The sequence below is a fragment of the Jeotgalibacillus haloalkalitolerans genome (assembly GCF_034427455.1).
GTDB lineage: Bacteria > Bacillota > Bacilli > Bacillales > Jeotgalibacillaceae > Jeotgalibacillus > Jeotgalibacillus haloalkalitolerans.
Window position 1 is genome coordinate 643,306 of record NZ_JAXQNN010000001.1, and the last position, 21,486, is coordinate 664,791.

Annotated in this window: 17 protein-coding genes; 13 read left to right on the plus strand and 4 right to left on the minus strand. The window is 45.3% G+C overall.

Annotated features, from left to right (window positions below; genetic code table 11):
* Positions 1–275 precede the first annotated feature (275 nt).
* Complete coding sequence (locus UFB30_RS03135) at positions 276–578, plus strand: TIGR04104 family putative zinc finger protein (RefSeq protein ID WP_322420215.1); 303 nt, start codon at positions 276–278, stop codon at positions 576–578.
* 41 nt (positions 579–619) lie between these two features.
* Here UFB30_RS03135 and UFB30_RS03140 read toward each other — a convergent pair whose 3' ends face one another.
* The gene (locus UFB30_RS03140) at positions 620–1,762 is read right to left on the minus strand and encodes a phospholipase D-like domain-containing protein (protein WP_322420216.1); all 1,143 of its coding nucleotides are present in this window, start codon (positions 1,760–1,762) and stop codon (positions 620–622) included.
* Between the two features lie 154 nt (positions 1,763–1,916).
* Here UFB30_RS03140 and UFB30_RS03145 point away from each other — a divergent pair, with 154 nt between their 5' ends.
* Positions 1,917–4,034, plus strand: a complete 2,118-nt coding sequence (locus tag UFB30_RS03145; protein ID WP_322420217.1) for a heterodisulfide reductase-related iron-sulfur binding cluster — start codon at positions 1,917–1,919, stop codon at positions 4,032–4,034.
* A gap of 96 nt (positions 4,035–4,130) precedes the next feature.
* Here the strand turns inward: UFB30_RS03145 and UFB30_RS03150 are convergent, their stop codons facing one another.
* Positions 4,131–4,352: a hypothetical protein gene (locus UFB30_RS03150; RefSeq protein WP_322420218.1), complete on the minus strand. Its 222-nt coding sequence runs from the start codon at positions 4,350–4,352 to the stop codon at positions 4,131–4,133.
* Between the two features lie 41 nt (positions 4,353–4,393).
* Entirely contained in the window at positions 4,394–5,356 is a 963-nt protein-coding gene (locus UFB30_RS03155) for a type II toxin-antitoxin system SpoIISA family toxin (RefSeq protein WP_322420219.1), read from the minus strand.
* A 561-nt stretch (positions 5,357–5,917) separates the two neighbouring features.
* On the opposite strand from UFB30_RS03155, the gene UFB30_RS03160 reads away from it, so the two are divergent.
* The 10 genes from UFB30_RS03160 to UFB30_RS03205 all read left to right on the plus strand — a co-directional run bounded on the left by UFB30_RS03160 (position 5,918) and on the right by UFB30_RS03205 (position 20,070).
* Positions 5,918–7,096: an acetyl-CoA C-acetyltransferase gene (locus UFB30_RS03160; protein WP_322420220.1), complete on the plus strand. Its 1,179-nt coding sequence runs from the start codon at positions 5,918–5,920 to the stop codon at positions 7,094–7,096.
* Between the two features lie 388 nt (positions 7,097–7,484).
* Entirely contained in the window at positions 7,485–8,336 is an 852-nt protein-coding gene (locus UFB30_RS03165; protein WP_322420221.1) for a 3-hydroxybutyryl-CoA dehydrogenase, read from the plus strand.
* A 21-nt stretch (positions 8,337–8,357) separates the two neighbouring features.
* On the plus strand, positions 8,358–9,494 hold the full coding sequence (locus tag UFB30_RS03170) for an acyl-CoA dehydrogenase (protein WP_322420222.1): 1,137 nt from the start codon (positions 8,358–8,360) through the stop codon (positions 9,492–9,494).
* 13 nt (positions 9,495–9,507) lie between these two features.
* Complete coding sequence (locus UFB30_RS03175) at positions 9,508–10,647, plus strand: acyl-CoA dehydrogenase (RefSeq protein WP_322420223.1); 1,140 nt, start codon at positions 9,508–9,510, stop codon at positions 10,645–10,647.
* A 489-nt stretch (positions 10,648–11,136) separates the two neighbouring features.
* Positions 11,137–11,727 carry a TetR/AcrR family transcriptional regulator gene (locus UFB30_RS03180; protein ID WP_435390793.1) on the plus strand — a complete coding sequence of 197 codons (591 nt, stop codon included), beginning with the start codon at positions 11,137–11,139 and terminating at the stop codon, positions 11,725–11,727.
* Positions 11,728–11,730: 3 nt separating this feature from the next.
* A complete protein-coding gene (gene icmF / locus UFB30_RS03185) occupies positions 11,731–14,991 on the plus strand; it encodes a fused isobutyryl-CoA mutase/GTPase IcmF (protein ID WP_322420225.1) in 3,261 nt (1,086 codons plus the stop codon).
* 770 nt (positions 14,992–15,761) lie between these two features.
* Complete coding sequence (rpoE, locus tag UFB30_RS03190; protein ID WP_322420226.1) at positions 15,762–16,289, plus strand: DNA-directed RNA polymerase subunit delta; 528 nt, start codon at positions 15,762–15,764, stop codon at positions 16,287–16,289.
* A gap of 334 nt (positions 16,290–16,623) precedes the next feature.
* Positions 16,624–18,222: a CTP synthase gene (gene pyrG, locus UFB30_RS03195; protein ID WP_322420227.1), complete on the plus strand. Its 1,599-nt coding sequence runs from the start codon at positions 16,624–16,626 to the stop codon at positions 18,220–18,222.
* A gap of 347 nt (positions 18,223–18,569) precedes the next feature.
* The gene (locus UFB30_RS03200; protein ID WP_322420228.1) at positions 18,570–19,100 is read left to right on the plus strand and encodes a hypothetical protein; all 531 of its coding nucleotides are present in this window, start codon (positions 18,570–18,572) and stop codon (positions 19,098–19,100) included.
* A 1-nt stretch (position 19,101) separates the two neighbouring features.
* Positions 19,102–20,070, plus strand: a complete 969-nt coding sequence (locus UFB30_RS03205) for a nuclease-related domain-containing protein (protein WP_322420229.1) — start codon at positions 19,102–19,104, stop codon at positions 20,068–20,070.
* 286 nt (positions 20,071–20,356) lie between these two features.
* Here UFB30_RS03205 and UFB30_RS03210 read toward each other — a convergent pair whose 3' ends face one another.
* Positions 20,357–20,875, minus strand: a complete 519-nt coding sequence (locus UFB30_RS03210; RefSeq protein ID WP_322420230.1) for a DUF2529 family protein — start codon at positions 20,873–20,875, stop codon at positions 20,357–20,359.
* A gap of 206 nt (positions 20,876–21,081) precedes the next feature.
* On the opposite strand from UFB30_RS03210, the gene UFB30_RS03215 reads away from it, so the two are divergent.
* Complete coding sequence (locus tag UFB30_RS03215; RefSeq protein ID WP_322420231.1) at positions 21,082–21,441, plus strand: response regulator; 360 nt, start codon at positions 21,082–21,084, stop codon at positions 21,439–21,441.
* Positions 21,442–21,486 lie beyond the last annotated feature (45 nt).

Genomic DNA, 21,486 nt, shown 5'->3' on the forward strand with positions numbered 1-21,486 from the left:
TTGCTAGCCCACACCCTCTTGATGCCCTTAGGAAATTAAAAGACTGATGCTTAAGGGCATGAAGAGGGTGTGGTGGACTGAGGCGGTTGTAGCGATCGGGACCCAGGTTGTAGCGATACACCGGGAAAGTTGTCGCAATCATGACCAAAGTTGTCGTGATACACCCGGGAAGTTGTCGCAATCCACGCGCAGGATGTAGCAATCACAACAATCCAGGGAACTTTTCCCGCGTTCATTCGTATAACTACTATAAGGATCACGAAGGAGGAACCAAAATGGCTGTCTGTCAAAACTGTCATCAAAAATGGCCTTATTCGAAAGCTTTTAAACGCATCATGTGGTTCAACAGTCCAATGAAATGCCCGCACTGTGGTGAAAAACAGTATGTGACTAAAAATACAAGAAAGCGTTCTGCGACTCTTTCAGGACTGGTCAGCTTCATTATTATTTTTAGTGGGCTGTTCCTGGAATTATCTTTCACTTCGCTTGCAATACTGGCAGTAGCAGTTTTCGTAATCGCGATACTCGTCATGCCGTTGGGCGTGAAATTGTCAAATGAAGATGAGCCGCTTTGGTAGTGCAGCAGGCAGAGAGTACATGATACTCTTTGCCTATTCCACTACAGCAAATGCCCCACACACCATGCAGCAGACTCTTTTATAGGCTGCACCTTCAAATCACCCTGCTTCAGCTTCACCGACTCCGCCAGATCTTTTTCAAAGCTTGTTTTAAGAGAATGAATCACAGTAACATCCTCTGTCACCACATTTAACTCCTCATTAATCAGCAGACTTCTCCGGTCAAAATTCATTGTGCCGATATCACACAGCTTTCCATCAATCAAAATTGCTTTTGCGTGATAAAAACCGTTTTGAAATTGATAAATGTCAGCACCTTTACTGATTAACCTGCGTAAATAGCGGTAGGAGGCTGGCTGTACAAGTGGATGGTCAGGTGTACCAGGTACCAGAACGGTTAGTTTGACTCCTTTTTCAAGCGCATTAAATAAGCAGGTCTCAACTTTTTGAGTCGGAATAAAATAAGGCGAGCCGATAAAAATCGATGAAGAAGCTTTTTGGAGCAGGCTGCAGATGAATGCTTCCTGATCCACTGCTTCAGAAGAGACGAGCTGGTATTGACCGTTTCCTGCTGAATCAGGTTCTACAAACTCTTCACGCCAGTCGCGCTCAAATTCCGTCTGACAATCCTGTGTAATCTCCCCCGTAAGTCTCAGATGATAATCTCGCCAGGGTGTCAAAACAGGATCCAGATGTAAATATTCAAGTCCAATATTAAATCCCCCGACATGTGCAATTTTCTTATCAATCACGGCAAGCTTTTTATGATTTCTTTTCTGCATGAAAAACCAGCTTCCTTTAAAAGAAAACGGACGGCTGAATTGAATGATGACTTCTTCATGCGGTATATGTTTAAGTGACTTTTTAAAGGAACGGCTGCCAATTGCATCCAGCATCAGACGCACGCGGACACCTTCACGTGCTTTTTTGACAAGCAGCTTCATCAGGCGCTGTCCGGCATCATCAGGCTGTAAAATAAAAAACATGATATCGATTGTACAGACAGCATTCAGACAATCATCTTCAAGCTGCTTCATCCATTCCACGCCGTCGTCAAAAAAAGTTGCTTCAGCATTTTTCTTTGTATAGGGAGAAGCATAATTTTTTTTATTTTTTTTCAATCCTGCCAGCCAGTCCAGTCTGAGCCAGATAACAAGCAGGGCGATCCAGACAAATATTTTCATCATCCGACTCCTTTCTCGAAAATAGTATGTCCAAATAACAGCAGAACCTGTAAAATGAAAGAGAAAAATTCTGAAAATCCATTGACTGAATGCTCATTCATTATATAATGAGTATAAGAAAGTGTCAGACAACTTTGGGAGGAGTGCAGCGAACATGAGCATTGGGGATATTTTGCTGATTGTTAACTGGATTGCGTTTATTCTTGTAACCGCTTACGCAGTCTATTTATTTGGCTATCTGGTTAAATCACGCTATGACTTTATTAAGCTCGGTAAAAAAGAAGAGTTTGATAACAATGTCAAAGAACGCATGAAGAAGATCATGGTTCAGGTGTTTGGCCAGAAAAAATTATTGAAGGATAAGAAGAGCGGATTGATTCACGTCATGTTCTTCTATGGCTTCCTGCTTGTACAGGCTGGAGCGATTGACTTCATTTACAAAGGACTTGTACCTGGTGAGCACTTGCCGCTCGGTATTTTCTACCCTGGATTCACGTTTTTCCAGGAGCTTGTTACATTAATGATTCTTGTCGCAGTGGCATGGGCGTTCTACCGCCGTTACATGGAAAAGCTTGTCCGTCTGAAAAGGGGTTTTAAATCAGGCCTTGTACTGATTTTTATCGGCGGACTGATGGTATCTGTGTTACTTGGAAATGGAGCGGGAATCGTCTTCTTCGGTCACGAGCCGACATGGACTGAACCTGTTGCCTCAGTCATTGCACTTGCAACCGGCTGGATGGGTACTACAGCGAATGCAGTCATTTTCTATTTTGCATGGTGGGTACACTTATTATTCCTGTTAGGCTTCTTAGTATACGTGCCGCAATCAAAGCACGCGCACTTAATTGCTGGACCGATCAACGTATATTTCAACCGTCTTGATAATCCTGGTAAGCTTCGCAGCATCAATTTTGAAGACGAATCACAGGAAACGTTCGGCGTTGGGAAAGTGGAAGACTTCACACAGCTTCAGATGATTGACCTTTATGCATGTGTTGAGTGTGGACGCTGTACGAATATGTGTCCGGCAACCGGTACAGGTAAAATGCTGTCGCCAATGGATTTGATCACAAAAATCCGTGACCACCTGACATTTACAGGAGCGGCTGTGACATCACAGTCTCCATGGGTACCGGCACCTGCTTTTGCCCAGACAAAAGGCAACCAGATCGCAGCAGCTGCAGCAAACGGCGGCACTGAAGCAGCGATCGATATGTACCACCCAAGCCTGATTGGTGATGTTATCACAGAAGAGGAAATCTGGGCTTGTACAACGTGCCGTAACTGTGAAGATCAGTGTCCTGTTATGAATGAGCACGTTGATAAAATTATTGACCTGCGCCGTTACCTTGTTCTGACTGAAGGTAAAATGGAGCCGGATGCACAGCGCGCAATGCAAAACATTGAGCGTCAGGGTAATCCTTGGGGTCTGAACCGTAAAGAAAAAGAAAACTGGAGAGAAGCACGCGAAGACGTTGTGGTTCCTACAGTGAAAGAAATGAAAAAAGCAGACGAAGAATTCGAATACCTTTTCTGGGTTGGATCAATGGGTTCATTTGACAACCGAAGCCAGAAAATCGCGCTGTCATTTGCAAAAATGCTGAATGAAGCAGGCGTAAAATTCGCGATTCTCGGTAACAAAGAGAAAAACTCAGGTGACACACCGCGCCGACTTGGAAATGAATTCTTATTCCAGGAGCTTGCGAATGCGAACATCGCTGAGTTTGAAAAAAATGACGTGAAAAAGATCGTAACCATCGATCCTCACGCATACAATGTCTTTAAAAATGAGTATCCTGAATTCGGCCTGAAAGCTGAAGTCTACCACCACACAGAAGTACTTGCAGAGCTGGTGGAGCGCGGCAGGCTGAAGCCGGTACATGCAGTCAACGAGAAGATCACCTTCCACGACTCATGCTACCTCGGCCGCTACAACGAAGTATACGATCCGCCGCGTGAAATCCTGAAGTCTATCCCAGGCGTTCAGCTTGTGGAAATGGAACGTAACCGTGAAAAAGGCATGTGCTGTGGCGCCGGCGGAGGACTCATGTGGATGGAAGAAGACAAAGGCCACCGCGTAAACGTTGCCCGTACAGAACAGGCACTCGTCGTTGAACCATCCATGATCAGCTCCGGCTGTCCATACTGCCTGACAATGCTGTCAGACGGTACGAAGGCGAAGGAAGTTGAAGAAGAAGTTGGCACAATGGATGTTGCTGAACTGCTTGAGCTGAGTGTGATTGGGAAGCCTCAGGCGGCTGAAAGTGCATAAGAAATTTCAAAAACAATGAATACACTAATAAAACCAAACGACCTGGCTGCTTCTAACGACGGCCAGGTCGTTTTTTATTGATCGTATCGAATCGCCTTATCTAAGCATCGATATGATATGGCTGCCGCGTTTTTTTCTTTCTTTTTCATGCTGCGGTACAGAATATTTCCCTACTTTCGTCACGTTCGATTTAGCATTCAAATCGAATTGACTGACACAGCTATGGTCGCTTGCTGACTTAATTTTTACGCGAATCGTTTTTTGAGATTCTTCTTTCACATATTCATGATTGCTGGGATCATTAGTTAGTCCCGACACTGCATACCACCTCCCATCAATTCATTGCACCTGCTTAACTTCTAACGAACACCGGCTTCTTTCTGAGTGCCCCATTCATAATTCTGTATTGTAGTTTGAACAAGCTGGGGAACCAGAGAGCCATCGAGCGTATCAATCTCACCATATCGGCAGACAATCAGGATAAGATACAGTCTTCTATCCAAAAAAGTCGGCGTGAGCATGTATGAGCGATTACTGGAAAACAACGTTAACGTATAATTTTCGTTTAGGAGCAGGTTACTGATCATTTTATTCATGGATGGTTCGGCATGGATAGGTAAATTAGTTGCCTGAAATTTTTTAATGAACTCTTCGTATGCATCACTCAAAAAATCCTGATCTTCAAAGTTCAAACTGAAGGTAGAAGCAATATCTTCTAAAACCCCTATTAAATCTTCCTCATAAATCTGATAATCAAATTCCTCAGTCTGTCTGTCAGCCGCCTCATAAAATTCATAAATGTGAGCGAGCAGTCCGAATCTTGATAAATAACTCTGCAGTACATCGTGCACCAAGTCCAGCATATCTGTGCCGTAATCGATATGCTTAAAGTTAGCCGGTATATTTTCATGAACTAAAGCAAAGTGAGAAGCCTTGGCAGTCAACCTTGTGACTGTATCGTCAGCATCCGATCGATATGCTTCAATTTCATCCAGATCAAATTCAGTATTCCATATCTTTTTAATTCTTGGTGTTGAAAAAATTGAAATGTCGATAAAAATAACTGAGGAGGCAGCAAGAAGCAATAAGTTCCAGTCTTCAGCCGCAAATTCGTAAAAGGTTAACCATATTGCCGCACCAGCGATAAAAATCAGATATAACCCACGTCTGAAATTCTTTTGGCGCGACTGTCGTTTAAATATTTCCCACCTGGCTTCACCGGTGAAATCCGGTTTCGAGATCTTCTGTTCTTTCACTAATTCATATACAAAAAAATAAAGTAAAAACAATAATACAACCAAAACCCATAGTACAAGTCCCATCCCAACACCACTCCTCATGACAGGTGAATGATCCGTGAAAAAACCTGGAAGGACATTTTTAAGCAGCATAAATGAATAAAGAGGATGAAATGGAAGAAGATAACTTTCAACTCATCTCATTATATTTTTCAGTCGTTTAAATAGTATAAAAAAATACCAGCTATATAATTTACGAACATTCTATAACTCCACTTGTTTCAATAGTTGAAATCGCTTACAATAGAAGAGGTAGCATCATTTAAATGCCGTTAAATCGGCTTTTTTAAAGGGGATTTACTGAGCGAGCGTTCAGTCAACAAGCGCCCGCCCAGCCACAAATTAGTCAGAATGTTCAGGTCAAGGATGCATTTTTGTAAGCGGATTCAATTTTACTTTTAGACCGGCTGTGTTTATCAATGCAGTCAAAGCTGATTGAAGCTTAGGGTTGGCGACTCCTGCGGCAGCGAAGGGACAGGTGAGACCTTACGGCGAAGCCGGAGGGGCTCACCGCCTGGCCGCGGAAAGCGCCAATCCGCAGCGAAGATCAGCGGCTATCAAAGTTAAACAAAGGGGAGAATCACAATGCCAAAAACAGTAATTATTGACGGAGCAAGAACACCTTTCGGAAAAATGGGCGGATCACTCGCATCATTCACAGCATCAGACCTTGGAGCAGCAGCAATCAAAGAAGCACTTAAACGTGCAGACGTTGCACCGGAAACAATAGATGAAGTTATCCTTGGAACAGTCCTGCAGGGCGGACAGGGACAAATCCCATCGCGCCAGGCAGCACAAAAAGCAGGCATCCCATGGGAAGTAAAAACAGAAACAATTAACAAAGTATGTGCGTCAGGCATGCGTTCAGTGACACTTGGAGACCAGCTGATCAGACTTGGAGATGAGTCCCTGATTGTTGCAGGCGGCATGGAGTCAATGACAAATGCGCCTTACTTTATGGATAAAGCAAGATCAGGATTCCGTATGGGAGACCAGATGGTAAAAGACATGATGGTTCACGATGGACTGACTTGTACATTTAACAACGTTCATATGGGTACTTACGGAAACTCAACAGCTGAAGAATTCAGCCTGACACGTGAAGAGCAGGATGCATGGGCTGCAAGAAGCCACAAGCTTGCAGGCGATGCAATCGATAATGGTGTATTTGCTGAAGAGATTGTTCCACTTCAGGTTCCTCAGCGTAAAGGTGATCCAATCGCTGTTGAAAATGATGAATCAGTCAGAAGAGGGACTACACCTGAAACACTTGCAGGTCTTCGTCCGGCATTCGGAAAAGACGGCACAATCACAGCAGGTAACGCGCCTGGCATCAACGACGGTGCCTGCGCAATGGTATTAATGAGCGATGAGCGCGCTACAAAAGAAGGCAAAAAGCCGCTTGCAACGATTCTTGGACACGCAGAAGTAGCAGTAGAAGCGAAAAACTTCCCTCAAACACCTGGCCTTGTCATCAACGCACTGCTTGAAAAAACAGGCCACAAGCTTGAAGACATCGACCTGTTTGAAATCAACGAAGCATTCTCAGCAGTTGCACTGGCAAGTAACAAAATCGCTAAGCTCGACCCTGAAAAAGTAAACGTCAACGGAGGCGCAGTCGCACTTGGTCACCCAATCGGCGCAAGCGGCGCACGCATCATCCTGACACTTGCCTACGAACTCAAACGCCGTGGCGGCGGACTCGGCATCGCAGCCATCTGCTCAGGCGGAGGCCAGGGCGACGCAGTACTGATTCAGGTTTGATCCTGAATTATGTACCTAGAGGTTACTGATTTTTTAAGAGTTACAAAGTCATGATAAATGCTATTGCTTTAAAAATAGAAATACTAGCAGACCGGAGCGTAAGGCGGCGACTCTGGAACGAATAGTGGGAAGCTGATCCCCCGCAAGGCTCAGCAACCACCGTCCGGAAAGCGTCCGCCTGAAGCGCAGGTTTGCGGTTTATCAAAACAAGAATTGTACATTGCACCATCCCCTGTTGGGCTGCGCGGAGGACGGGTGACTCCAGCGGCAGAGAAGGGACAGGTGAGACCATACGGCGAAGCCGGAGGGGCTCACCGCCCGGCCGCGGAAAGCTTCCCGTCCGGAGCTCAGACCAACAGGGCATATCAGAGTACAAAGGAGAATCCCAATGAACATCAAAACAGTCATGGTCATCGGCGCCGGACAAATGGGCGGCGGCATTGCACAGGTATGTGCCCAGTCAGGCTACAACGTTATCCTCAACGACCTGAAAGACGAATTCCTCACACGCGGACTCGGCGTCATCGAAAAAAACCTGAACCGTGCAGTCAGCAAAGAAAGAATGACAGAAGAAGATAAAAACGCAACGCTCGGCCGCATCACACGTTCAACCGATCTGAACGATGCAAAAAATGCTGACCTCATCATCGAAGCAGCCGTAGAAAACATGAGTATCAAAACAAAAATTTTCGAAACACTGGATCAGGCAGCACCTGCACATGCCATTCTAGCGTCAAACACTTCCTCACTTCCTATCACGGAAATCGCAGCAGCAACAAAGCGTCCTGAGCAGGTCATCGGCATGCATTTTATGAACCCTGTACCAGTCATGAAGCTCGTTGAAATTATCCGCGGACTTGCGACATCAGATGAAGTGTACCAGGCGATTGAAGATATGACGAAGTCGCTCAGTAAAGCACCTGTTGAAGTGGAAGACTTCCCGGGATTTGTTTCAAACCGTATTTTGATGCCAATGATCAATGAAGCAATCTACACACTTTATGAAGGTGTGGCAACGAAGGAAGCCATTGATGATGTCATGAAAATGGGGATGAATCATCCGATGGGTCCGCTTCAGCTTGCTGACTTTATCGGTCTTGACACGTGCCTTTATATTATGGAAATTCTTCACGAAGGATTTGGCGACAGCAAATATCGCCCATGTCCGCTGCTTCGCAAATATGTAAAAGCGGGCTGGCTTGGTAAGAAGACCGGCCGCGGTTTCTACAGCTACGAATAAACACCAGGGAGGATCAGAAAGATGGACCTGCGATTTACAGAAGAACAAATCATGATGCAAAAAATGGTCAGGGACTTCGCAAAAGAGGAAATTGAGCCATTTATCGAAAGAATGGAAGCCGGAGAGTTTCCGCGTGAGATTTTAAATAAAATGGCTGAGCTTGGCCTGATGGGGATTACGGTTCCTGAAGAATACGGCGGCGCAGGGATGGATTTCACGTCCTACATCATTGCAATTAATGAGCTTGCGAAGGTCAGTCCGGTTGTCAGCGTAATTCTATCCGTTCATACATCAGTCGGAACGAACCCGATTTTATACTACGGAAATGAAGAGCAGAAGCAGAAATACGTGACAAAGCTTGCGACTGGAGAACACCTGGGTGCCTTCTGTCTGACAGAGCCGAGTGCAGGGTCTGATGCTGCGAGCCTGAAAACACGGGCCGTGAAAAAAGACGATCATTACGTATTAAACGGCTCTAAAATTTTCATCACTAACGGTGGAGAAGCAGACACGTATATCGTATTTGCCGTAACAGATCCTGAAAAAGGGACAAGAGGGATCAGCGCATTTATCGTAGAGAAGAATTTCCCTGGGTTTGTTGTCGGAAAAGATGAAGAGAAAATGGGTCTTCACGGTTCACGCACAGTCCAGCTGACGTTTGAAGATATGAAAGTACCTGCTGAAAACCTTTTAGGTGAAGAAGGGGAAGGCTTCAAAATCGCACTTGGCAACCTGGATGTCGGCAGAATCGGAATCGCAGCAAAATCACTTGGCATTGCTGAAGCAGCGGTAGAACATGCAGTCGCTTACGCAAAAGAGCGTGAGCAGTTCGGTAAGCCGATCGCACAGCAGCAGGGCATCGGCTTTAAGCTTGCAGATATGGCAACAGCCGCTGAAGCTGCAAAACTATTAGTCTATCAGGCAGCATTCCTTCGTCAGGAAGGCAAGCCGTGTGGAAAAGAAGCATCAATGGCAAAGCTGTTCACTTCATCAACCGCAATGAATAACGCAATCGAGTGCGTCCAGGTATTTGGCGGGAACGGCTATACAGAAGATTATCCTGCAGAGCGCCTGTTCCGTGACGCAAAAATCAGTGAGATCTATGAAGGTACAAGTGAAATCCAGAGAATCGTGATCAGTAAGCACGTAACCAAATAGGGGGAAATCCAACATGAATTTTAAGTTAACTGAAGAACATGAAATGATCCGTAAAATGGTACGCGACTTTGCAGAAAAGGATGTTGCACCAACAGCTGCAGAGCGTGATGAAGAAGAACGCTTTGACCGTGAAATCTTCGATAAAATGGCTGAGCTTGGCTTAACGGGGATTCCATGGCCTGAAGAGTACGGTGGAATCGGCAGTGACTACCTTGCATATGTAATCGCAGTTGAAGAACTGTCACGCGTCTGTGCTTCAACAGGTGTAACACTATCCGCTCACCTGTCACTTGCAAGCTGGCCGATCTATAAGTTCGGTACAGAAGAACAGAAAAAGCATTACCTGACAAAGCTTGCACAGGGTGAAATGCTTGGCGCTTACGGACTTTCTGAGCCGGGCGCAGGCTCTGACGTATCTTCAATGAAAACAAAAGCTGTGAAAAACGGTGATCACTACGTACTGAACGGTTCAAAGGTCTGGATCACAAACGGTGGCGCAGCAGAACTGTATATTATCTTCGCAGTCACAGATCCTGAAGCAGGCACACGCGGAATGAGTGCATTTATTGTTGAAAAAGGCTGGGAAGGCTTCTCGATCGGTAAAAAAGAGAAAAAGCTCGGTATTCGTTCATCACCGACAACTGAGCTGATCTTTGACAATGTTAAAGTACCTGCTGAAAACCTTTTAGGGAAAGAAGGAGAAGGCTTCAAGATTGCCATGATGACACTGGACGGCGGCCGTAACGGAATCGCAGCACAGGCAGTCGGCATTGCACAGGGCGCACTTGATGCATCAGTTGAATACGCAAAAGGACGCGAGCAGTTCGGCAAAACGATCCTTGCAAACCAGGGCGTATCCTTCAAAATCGCAGACATGGCAACAAGCATTGAAGCGTCACGCCTGCTGACTTACCAGGCGGCATGGCTTGAATCAGAAGGACTTCCTTACGGTAAGGAATCTGCGATGTCTAAGTTGATGGCAGGAGACACGGCGATGAAGGTGACTGTGGAAGCTGTACAGATCTTCGGCGGCTACGGCTATACAAAGGACTACCCGGTCGAACGCTACATGCGCGACGCAAAAATCACTCAGATCTACGAAGGCACCCAGGAAATCCAGCGCCTCGTAATCGGCCGTATGGTGACGAAATAAGTTTAATGGTGCAGATAACCGCTTTTGATTTCCGCGGGAGGGCTTCGCTTTCCGCGGACGAACGCTCGAGCCTCCTCAGGCAGAAAACCACTGCCTTCCGGGGTCTCTCACGATCGTTTTTCCGCAGGAGTCTCGCCCACCCGCTACAATCAACGCTTTATATGACTTGAACTAACAAACTTATGATCATTACTTAAATTCTTAAATTCATTTTACTTTTTATCAATGTGTCTACTTACAAAGCGTTGATTGGAGCGGAAGGGGGCGACTCCGGGACGATTAGTGGGAAGCTGAGACCCCGCAGGCCTTGCCGAGGAGGCTCAGCAACCACCGTCCGGAAAGCGTCCCCCTGAAGCGGAAATCATAAGCGGTTGTAATAGACTCAAGTCCCTCAAGCCAACGGCCCATCAACAATGTGAAAGGTGGCGGATGCGATTGGAGAATAAACGGGAAGTACAATCCTCAGTAAAAGACGAGCGGCTCATAGAAATGCGCCGTGATCAGATGATCAAAGGGGCCGTATCCCTTTTTAAGCAAAAAGGATTTCACCGCACCACAACACGTGAAATCGCCAAAGCTTCAGGATTCAGTATCGGTACACTCTACGAATATATACGTACAAAAGAAGACGTACTCTACCTCGTCTGTGACAGGATCTATGACGAAGTCCGCGTCCGCCTGCATGATATGGAGATTGATGGCGGGACGCTGCAGTCTTTATCAAGAGGGATTGCACATTATTTTAAAGTGGTCGACGGTATGCAGGATGAAGTGCTTGTCATGTATCAGGAAGCCAAGTCACTGTCAAAGGATGCACTGCCGTACGTATTGAAAAAAGAGCTGGAAATGACAAAAATGTTTGAAACGCTGATTCAGAAATGTGTGGATGAAGGTGAGCTTGTGATGGAGCAGGATGAAATTCATCTGCTCGCACAGAACATTTTCGTACAGGGTCAGATGTGGGCGTTCAGAAGATGGGCGCTGCGTGAATATAATATCGATCAGTATACGGACAGACAGACCGAGCTGCTGCTGAAAGGTGTAAGGGGATACCAGGCAGCGGTGAACAAGGGGGAATAAACAATGGCAGTAAATGAACCAGTAATCTATAAGCCGAAACATCCGGTTCGTTTTGTAACGGCATCCAGCCTGTTTGACGGCCATGATGCGTCGATTAATATTATGAGAAGAATACTGCAGGCGAGCGGTGCGGAGGTCATTCACCTAGGCCACAACCGCTCAGTTGAGGAAGTTGTGAATGCTGCAATTCAGGAAGATGTGCAGGGAATTGCAATTTCATCCTATCAGGGTGGACACGTTGAATATTTTAAATATATGTACGACCTGTTGAAAGAGCGCGGTGCACCGCATATCAAAATTTATGGCGGCGGTGGCGGCGTGATCATTCCGCGTGAAATCAAAGAGCTTCACGCATATGGAATCGCGCGTATCTTTTCGCCGGAGGATGGCCGTACAAATGGGCTTCAGGGCATGATCAACCGGATGCTTGAAGAGTGTGATTATGCAACCGTTGAAAAAGAAATGAAGCATGAGATCAGTGAGCTGACGTCGGGTGATATCCCTGTCGTATCAAAGTTTATCTCACTTGCTGAGTACCGTATGAAGGATGACAGTGACGTCTGGCAGAACATTATGGACCAGGTCAAAGCGGAAGAAAAGCATGCGCCGGTTATCGGAATCACAGGTACAGGGGGCGCAGGAAAAAGCTCGCTGACAGATGAGTTGATCCGACGTTTTATCAATGAAATTCCTGATAAAAAGGTTGCGATCCTTTCAATCGATCCAACCAAGCAGAAAACGGGCGGCGCGCTTTTAGGAGACAGAATCCGTATGAATGCGATTTTCTCTGACCGCGTATTTATGAGAAGTCTTGCAACCCGCGGCTCTAAAAGTGAGTTGTCACTTGCGATCCGTGATGCGATTTCTGTTGTGAAAGCTGCAGGCTATGACATGGTCATCGTTGAGACGAGCGGAATCGGACAGGGGGATGCTGAAATCGCTGAGATCTCAGATATCTCTATGTATGTGATGACGAGTGAATTCGGTGCGCCTTCACAGCTTGAAAAAATCGATATGATTGATTACGCAGACCTTGTTGTTATTAACAAATATGAGCGTAAAGGCAGTGAGGATGCGAAGCGCCAGGTGCAGAAGCAGTATCAGCGCAGCCGCATGCTGTTTGATCAGGACCTTGATGATATGCCGGTGTTCGGTACGATCGCATCCCAATTTAACGATGCAGGCACGAATACACTTTTCGCAGCACTGATTGAAAAAGTGAACGAAAAGGTTCAGACAGACTGGGCAACCGCGTTTTCTAAAAAAGCGGAAGTGGAAAAGCAGAACGTCATTATCCCGAATGACCGCCGCTACTACCTGCGCGAGATCTCAGAAACCGTTCGCCGCTATCATAAGGGTGCTGAAGAGCAGGTAAAGCTTGCACGCCGATTCTTCCAGCTTGAAGGCAGTATTGAAGCTGCAAGGGAAGCGGGCGAAGATGAAACGGTCAATGTACTTGAAACAATGAAAGAAACTACGTGGGAGCAGCTTTCAGCAGAGTCTAAAAAGATTCTTGAAAACTGGCCGCAGCTGAAAGAGCTTTACGCACAGGATCAATTCACAACAAAAATCCGCGATAAGGAAATCGTCACAGAGTTGAAGACAACAAGTCTTTCAGGTCTGTCGATTCCAAAAGTTGCACTGCCGAAGTTTGAAGACTACGGTGAAATTTTAAAGTGGGTCTACAAAGAAAACGTACCGGGATCATTCCCGTATACAGCAGGCGTATTTCCTTTTAAACGTAAGGGTGAAGATCCGAAGCGTCAGTTCGCCGGTGAAGGGACGCCTGAACGGACGAACCGCCGCTTCCATTACCTTTCAAAGGATGATGATGCAAAGCGCCTGAGTACGGCATTTGATTCAGTCACGCTTTACGGTGAGGATCCTGACCACCGACCTGACATTTACGGAAAAGTCGGAGAGAGCGGCGTCAGCATTTGTACACTTGAGGATATGAAAAAGCTTTATGCAGGCTTTGACCTATGTGCACCATCAACGTCAGTATCCATGACGATTAACGGACCTGCACCGATTATTCTGGCAATGTTCATGAATACAGCGGTTGACCAGCAGATAAAAGCACGTGAGGAAGAACTCGGCCGCACCCTTTCAATGGAGGAATTCACTGAAGTGCGTGAACAGACGCTGCAGGTGGTACGCGGAACCGTACAGGCCGATATTCTAAAAGAGGATCAGGGACAGAATACTTGTATCTTCTCAACAGAATTCGCGCTGCGTATGATGGGAGATATCCAGCAGTACTTTATCGATCATAAAGTGCGTAACTATTACTCAGTATCAATTTCCGGCTATCATATCGCTGAAGCGGGAGCGAATCCGATTTCGCAGCTGGCATTTACACTGGCTAATGGCTTTACGTACGTTGAATACTACTTAAGCCGCGGAATGGATATTAACGACTTTGCACCGAACCTGTCATTCTTCTTCTCAAATGGACTTGATCCTGAATACACAGTAATCGGCCGTGTAGCAAGACGGATCTGGGCAACAGTGATGAGAGACAAGTACGGAGCAAATGAACGTAGTCAGAAGCTGAAATATCATATTCAGACATCAGGCCGCTCACTGCATGCGCAGGAAATCGACTTCAACGATATCCGCACAACGCTGCAGGCGCTGATGGCACTTCAGGATAACTGTAACTCGCTTCACACAAACGCATATGACGAAGCGATCACAACGCCGACTGAAGAATCTGTACGCAGAGCCATGGCAATCCAGATGATCATTACAAAAGAGCACGGCTTAAGTAAAAACGAAAATCCGCTTCAGGGTGCATTTATCGTCGAAGAACTGACTGACCTTGTTGAAGAAATGGTGCTTCAGGAATTCGAGCGTATTAATGACCGCGGCGGCGTACTTGGCGCAATGGAAACGCAGTATCAGCGCGGGAAAATTCAGGAAGAATCCATGCATTACGAAATGAAGAAGCATACAGGAGAGCTTCCGATTATCGGCGTGAACACCTATCTGAATCCAAACCCGCCATCAGAAGAACAGATGGACAGCATGGAACTCGCACGTGCGACAAAAGAAGAGAAGGAAACGCAGATCACAAACCTTCAAAACTTCCAGCAGACGCACGGTGACAAAGCTGAAGAAGCGCTGAACCGGTTGAAAGAAACAGCTGTATCAGGTGGCAACCTGTTTGCTGAACTGATGGAAACAGTAAAAGTGGCCTCGCTCGGTCAAATTACACATGCTTTATATGAAGTGGGCGGACAATACCGTCGGAATATGTAGTATTAAATTACCGTTAAAACTGCCGGATTATTACCCGGCAGTTTTCTTTTTGTACTATACTAAGAGTAATCATTTTGATCAGGACGTGATTTAGTGAAAAAACTGCTTATTTTAAGCGCCTCTATATTGCTAGTCGCAGGGCTGACACTCTATTTATACAGCCGGATGGTTGGAGCAGTACCGTTTTTGATGCTGTCCGCCGTGTTTTACTGGCTCGCATGGCGCGAAACTAAAAAGGGTCGAATAAAGAATTCCTAAAAAACAATGGTAACTATGGCATTCTGATTAAAACTTTGGTTATAATGGAACATATGCCTTGAGCTAAATTCATTTAAATACTTTGCTTACATTGTAAAGGTTGGCTGATGATTTCCGCTTCAGGGGGACGCTTTCCGCGGCCGGGCGGTGAGCCCGCAGGCTTCGCCATGGCCTCACACGTCCCTTCCTGCCGCAGGAGTCGCCCCCTTACGCTGCAATCATCAGCTGTGCAGAAATTATTATGGGCTTTTACAAGGTTTTAGTAATGTATATTATGAAATTCTATACAAGTTGTTTATGAAGATGAATGTTTTATAACAAACTGAAGTTGATTGGTGCGGAGGGGTGCGAGACTCCTGCGGGAGAGTGCGGGCTGATCAGACCCCACAGGCGAAGCCGAGAAGGCTTATCACCCCACCCGCGGAAAGCGAGTACCCCGGAGCACCAATCAACTGGTTATAAAGGGATCAACTTCTGACAGCAACATCACCCAAACCAAAGGAGTGCAAATCATGGAACTTAAAAATCGCTCAGTAGAAGATCTGCGTGAATATTCATTTATAGAAATCGCACACCAGCTGCTCGTTGATAACCATAACTCAATGACATTCAATGACATGGTCGAAGAATGGAAACGCCTGCTAGGTGTAACAGATAAAGAAGCACGTGACAGAATCGTTCAGTTCTATACAGACCTGAACATGGACGGCCGCTTCATCTATCTCGACTCAGACAAAGGCTGGGGTCTACGTTCATGGTACCCGCTTGACCAGGTAGAAGACGAGCAGATCACAAGCGAAATCCAGACAACGAAGAAAAAGACAAAGTCTAAGAAGAAGAAAAAAGCAGAAGAAGATCTTGACTTTGACAACCTCGATGACGAAGAAGACGACCTTGTCTATGACGAAATCGACGATGAAGTTGAAGACGTGGAAGACATCGACGGAGAAGAATTCGAAGACGACGTCGATTATGATGATCTTGACGATGATGAAGATGATGAAGACCTTGAAGAAGACGAAGAAGAGGAGAATCTTTAAATCGTCAGTCTTTTCCGCCATTTAATTCTTTCTTGATTTTTTAAAATTTGATGGTAGTATTTTATTTGGGCTCCCTTTAAAGGGATCAATCGCAAATATCCGCGCTCCCTTGCGTTTTACACGCAGGAGGGGCGCTTTTTATTTTTTATAAAACTCTTTTTAACAGCAATGAACTGTTTATTGTTGGCTTAAAAGAATCACATTTGAATTAAGAATAATAGATTTGATTTTTAAGACTTAATTCTAATGTACAGAGTTGACCGAAGCGTCCCCCCTGAAGCGGAGGTCAACGGTCACCCTACCGAACCTCGTAAACCCGAAAGGAGAAATACACATGTCAACAAAATATATTTTCGTCACAGGCGGCGTAGTATCATCGCTTGGTAAAGGTATTACAGCAGCATCACTTGGACGCCTTTTAAAAAACAGAGGGCTGAACGTAACAATTCAGAAGTTCGACCCATATATCAACGTAGACCCTGGAACAATGAGTCCATACCAGCACGGTGAAGTATTCGTAACAGATGATGGCGCTGAGACTGACCTTGACCTTGGTCACTATGAGCGTTTTATCGACATTAACCTGAACAAATACAGCAACGTGACAACAGGTAAGATCTACTCGACGGTTCTAAAGAAAGAGCGTCGCGGTGACTATCTTGGCGGAACTGTACAGGTAATTCCGCATATCACAAACGAATTGAAAGAGCGCGTTTTCCGTGCAGGCCGTGAAACAAATGCGGATATCGTGATCACTGAAATTGGCGGAACAGTAGGGGATATCGAATCTCTTCCATTCCTTGAAGCAATCCGTCAGATTAAGAGTGATGTAGGCCGTGAGAATGTGATGTACGTTCATTGTACGCTTGTGCCATACATTAAAGCTGCCGGCGAAATGAAAACAAAGCCGACACAGCACAGTGTAAAAGAGCTTCGCAGCCTTGGTATCCAGCCGAATATCATTGTTCTTCGTACAGAAAACCCGATTTCTCAGGATATGAAAGATAAGATTGCGCTGTTCTGTGACATCGATGAAAAATCAGTCATCGAAGCAACAGATGCAGATACGCTTTACGCTGTACCACTTGCGCTTCAGGCTCAAAACATGGACCAGATCGTCTGTGACCACTTCCAGCTTGACGCACCTCAGCCTGAAATGACTGAATGGAATGCACTTGTGGACCGTGTACGTAACCTGAAGGAAAAGACAACGATTGCGCTTGTTGGTAAATACGTTGAGCTGCAGGATGCTTACATTTCAGTTGTAGAATCACTTCGCCATGCAGGCTATAGCTTTGACGCAGACGTTGAAGTGAAATGGCTGAATTCTGAACTGCTGACGCGTGAAAATATTGAGCAGGAGCTTGCAGACGTTGACGGAATCCTTGTACCAGGTGGCTTCGGCGACCGTGCCATCGAAGGTAAAATCGAAGCAATCCGCTATGCGCGTGAAACAAAAACACCATTCCTTGGTATCTGCCTTGGTATGCAGCTTGCAAGTGTTGAATTTGCACGCAATGTACTTGGACTTGAAGGGGCTCACTCAGCTGAGATCAACCCGACAACGCCATATCCGGTCATTGACCTGTTACCTGAACAGAAGGATATCGAAGACCTTGGCGGAACGCTGCGTCTTGGACTTTATCCATGTAAGCTGACTGAAGGTACAAAAGCATTCGAAGCATATGACAACGAAGTCGTATATGAGCGCCACCGTCACCGCTTTGAATTCAACAACCAGTACCGTGAGAAAATGGAGGACGCAGGATTCCTATTCTCAGGTACAAGCCCTGACGGCCGTCTTGTAGAAATCATTGAGCTTGCTGACCATCCATGGTTCGTGGCGTCACAGTTCCACCCGGAATTCACATCACGCCCAACACGTCCGCAGCCATTATTCAGAGACTTTATTGAAGCAACAATGAAGAAATAATTTAAGTTGATCCTCCACCCGGGGTTGGGTGGAGGATTTTTTTTGAGCGATTGGCGGGGCGAGGTGGCTGGCGGAGGCGGATTTCGGATTTCCTTCAATCTGTGTTTTTTTGCATCAATATCGGTGGAGATTCCCTCAATACAGAAATGATTCGATCAATCTGCACCTTCATTGCTTCAATGGAGCTGCGGAGGGCTTTTTTTCCTTCAACCGCGGTTCTGATTCCTTCACATAAACCAATATTCCCTTCAGAACAATCGGTGTTTCCTTCATTTACCTTTCACCTCATGTTAAAGTTAGCGTGTACGATCGGAACTGGGTATAATCAACAAAAGGAGGTGAACAACATGCAGAAGCTGTATAAATGGTCTAACTGGAAAACATGGCTCGTTTCTTTTATTATTTTCGGTGCTTTTTTAGGGTTCATTTTGCCTAATGAAGCTGCAGAGTCTTCCCGTATAACCGGAACATCGGAATCTCCGGATGGTTCTTTTTTCTATTCGCCAGCCACGCTTTATTCAATTGCCGATACTTATGGAGAAGAGGGGAGATCATACTATATTCGGGCTCGCTACACGTTCGATGTTGTCTGGCCAATTGCCTATTTTCTGTTTCTGACCACTACAGTCGGTCTGCTTTTCAAGCCGCTTCGCCAGTCGAAATGGAGATGGGTCATTCTGCTGCCGTTATTTGGTCTGATCTTTGATTATCTGGAGAATCTCAGTACATCTCTAGTAATGAATGCTTACCCGGACACGCTCGATTTCTTCGCAACGATTGCTCCGTTTTTTACAGCAATCAAATGGACATCAATCTATACGAGTTTTCTTCTGATCCCAATTGGCATCATTCTTCGCATACTGAAATGGAGGAAATAATTTGATCATTAAACCCCAGACTGTTCCCCGTCATATAAAATCATTAGAGGTCATCGCAAAAAGACTAAAGCCATTTCACCCGAAATATCCGGAAATCCAGCGTCAGTTAGCTATAATGGTCGCCGGGCACAAGGGTGAGACAGGTCTTGATTATCATCTGAGCTTTATTGACACTCCGCACCTCACTCTTCACAACCTTCGTTTAAAAGGGGAACTTCATTATTTTCAAATAGATTCGACCCTGATCTTTTCTAACGCAATTATCATCATTGAAGTGAAAAACATAGCGGGCACAATCGAATTCAACACCGACTTTCAGCAGGTGATCCGCACCCATAACGGTGTAACAGAAGCATTCAAAGACTTTCATTTGCAAACAGACAGGCAAAAGCAGCAGCTCACAGCTTTCCTTAAAAAGAACAAACTTCCCAACCTGCCCGTCATCCCATTAATTGTTATGTCAAACAGCCGCACAATCGTACAATCTAAAACCCCTCATGTACTTCAAAATGTTATACCCGCCGAAGCGCTTCAATCCCATATCCAAAAAAGAATAGCCGGACTCCACATAAAAAAGATCAGTCATTCTCAAGTTAAGAAAATTGCTGAATTATTGCTCAGGGCAAATGAAGAATTGGAATCTGACTGGCTGACTCGTTATGGCCTTCAATTTCATGACTTTCACATGGGTGTCGAGTGTCCAGGGTGTCAGATATTCGGCATGAAAATGAAGTACAAAAGTAAGTGGGAGTGCCAATCCTGCCGGGCAATATCAGATCAAGCTCATCACAGTGCACTTGAAGAACTGTTTTTATTAAAAGGAGAAGGTCTCACTAATAAAGATATCAGGCACTTTTTTCTGATTGAACATAACCAGCAGGTCAGAAGAATGGTAAATGGCATGAGCATTTCAGTCGCTGGTAAAACGAAAGGAACTAAATATTATAGGCATAAGTCTGTAATGGAGTGAAACATGTTGATGGAATTGTAGTTGGTACCTGAAGGGAATCTGTTCTGAGTTGATAGAATTAATCTTAAAGATGATGCGATTACGACGATCTGAATTGAAATGAAGTAATCAATAGCAAAATTGAAGGAATCCATCAGCCAGAATGAACAAATAAAAATCAAATTGAGTGAAAAACTCTTCAAATGAAGGAATTATTCACACCCGCCATTGCCATTCAAGTCCGGACATTGCACTCAAATATAAAAAACCCCGGCCGCAATCTCCAGCAGCCGGGGCATTCCATCTATTAATAATCCTCCAGAATCTCATCCAGCACAAACTTCACACCATGGTATAAATAAAGAGCAGCCATCAGTGATGGAAAACCGAATCGTCCGCCAAATTCATCCGGCAGCATGCCCCGCACGGTTTGCGTGTTCAGAAATGAATCTGCCTTTTCCTGAAGGTCTTGCTCTGCATCCTTTACTTTCCCTGCAATCACAGCAAAAGGCACTTCAGCTTCAATCAGCTTTTCTGCAAAAGCGAGCGCCTGTGGGTCAGTCGTTCTTCTTGTGACAAGCAGCACGCGGTCAGCGACAGTTAATTCATCTGCATTCTGTAATTCGCGTACGCCTTCAAGCGGCTCCTCACCCTGCAAGGCTTCAGCAGTCACGCCTGCCATTTCTCCAAATCCTTTTATATAAATAGAGCCGTCACCAACTGAAGCCTGTGCTAAAAGGCGGGCGGCATTTTCAATTTCCATTTCTTCTTTAGACTGCAATCTGCCGAATAATCCGGTCAGCTGTGTAGTGAACATTTTTAGCATAAGTGTCATCCTTTCAATTGATTTCCTCACTATTTGTCGAAAAAGCGCAAACGGTTTCTTCATTAATAGGAAGGAACTCATCTATTTGTGTTGAATGTACCATAATAAGCACTGATTGAGAAACAGACCGTATTACTCTATTATGAAGAAGTATACATACAAAGCGAACCTGGGTAAGTTGGGTATCACAAAAAAGAGGTGGAAATGTGGAAAAAGTACTGATTGTAGATGATCAATTTGGCATACGTATTCTGCTGAATGAAATTCTTGAAAAAGAAGGGTACCAGACTTATCAGGCAGCAAATGGAATGGAAGCACTGGCGCTTTTAAAAGAAGAGCCGGATCTAGTATTGCTCGATATGAAAATTCCGGGAATGGATGGCATTGAGATTTTGCGTAAAATGAAAGAAAAGGAAGAGGAGATCAAAGTCATTATCATGACAGCCTATGGTGAACTCGGCATGATTCAGGAGGCAGAATCTTTGGGAGCGCTTACACACATCACGAAGCCTTTTGACATTCAGGACATCAGAAACCTTGTCAAAGAGCATATAAAGGCAAATTAGCACGTCCTAATTTGAAAAGATGAGCGGCTGGCATGGTAAAATGCT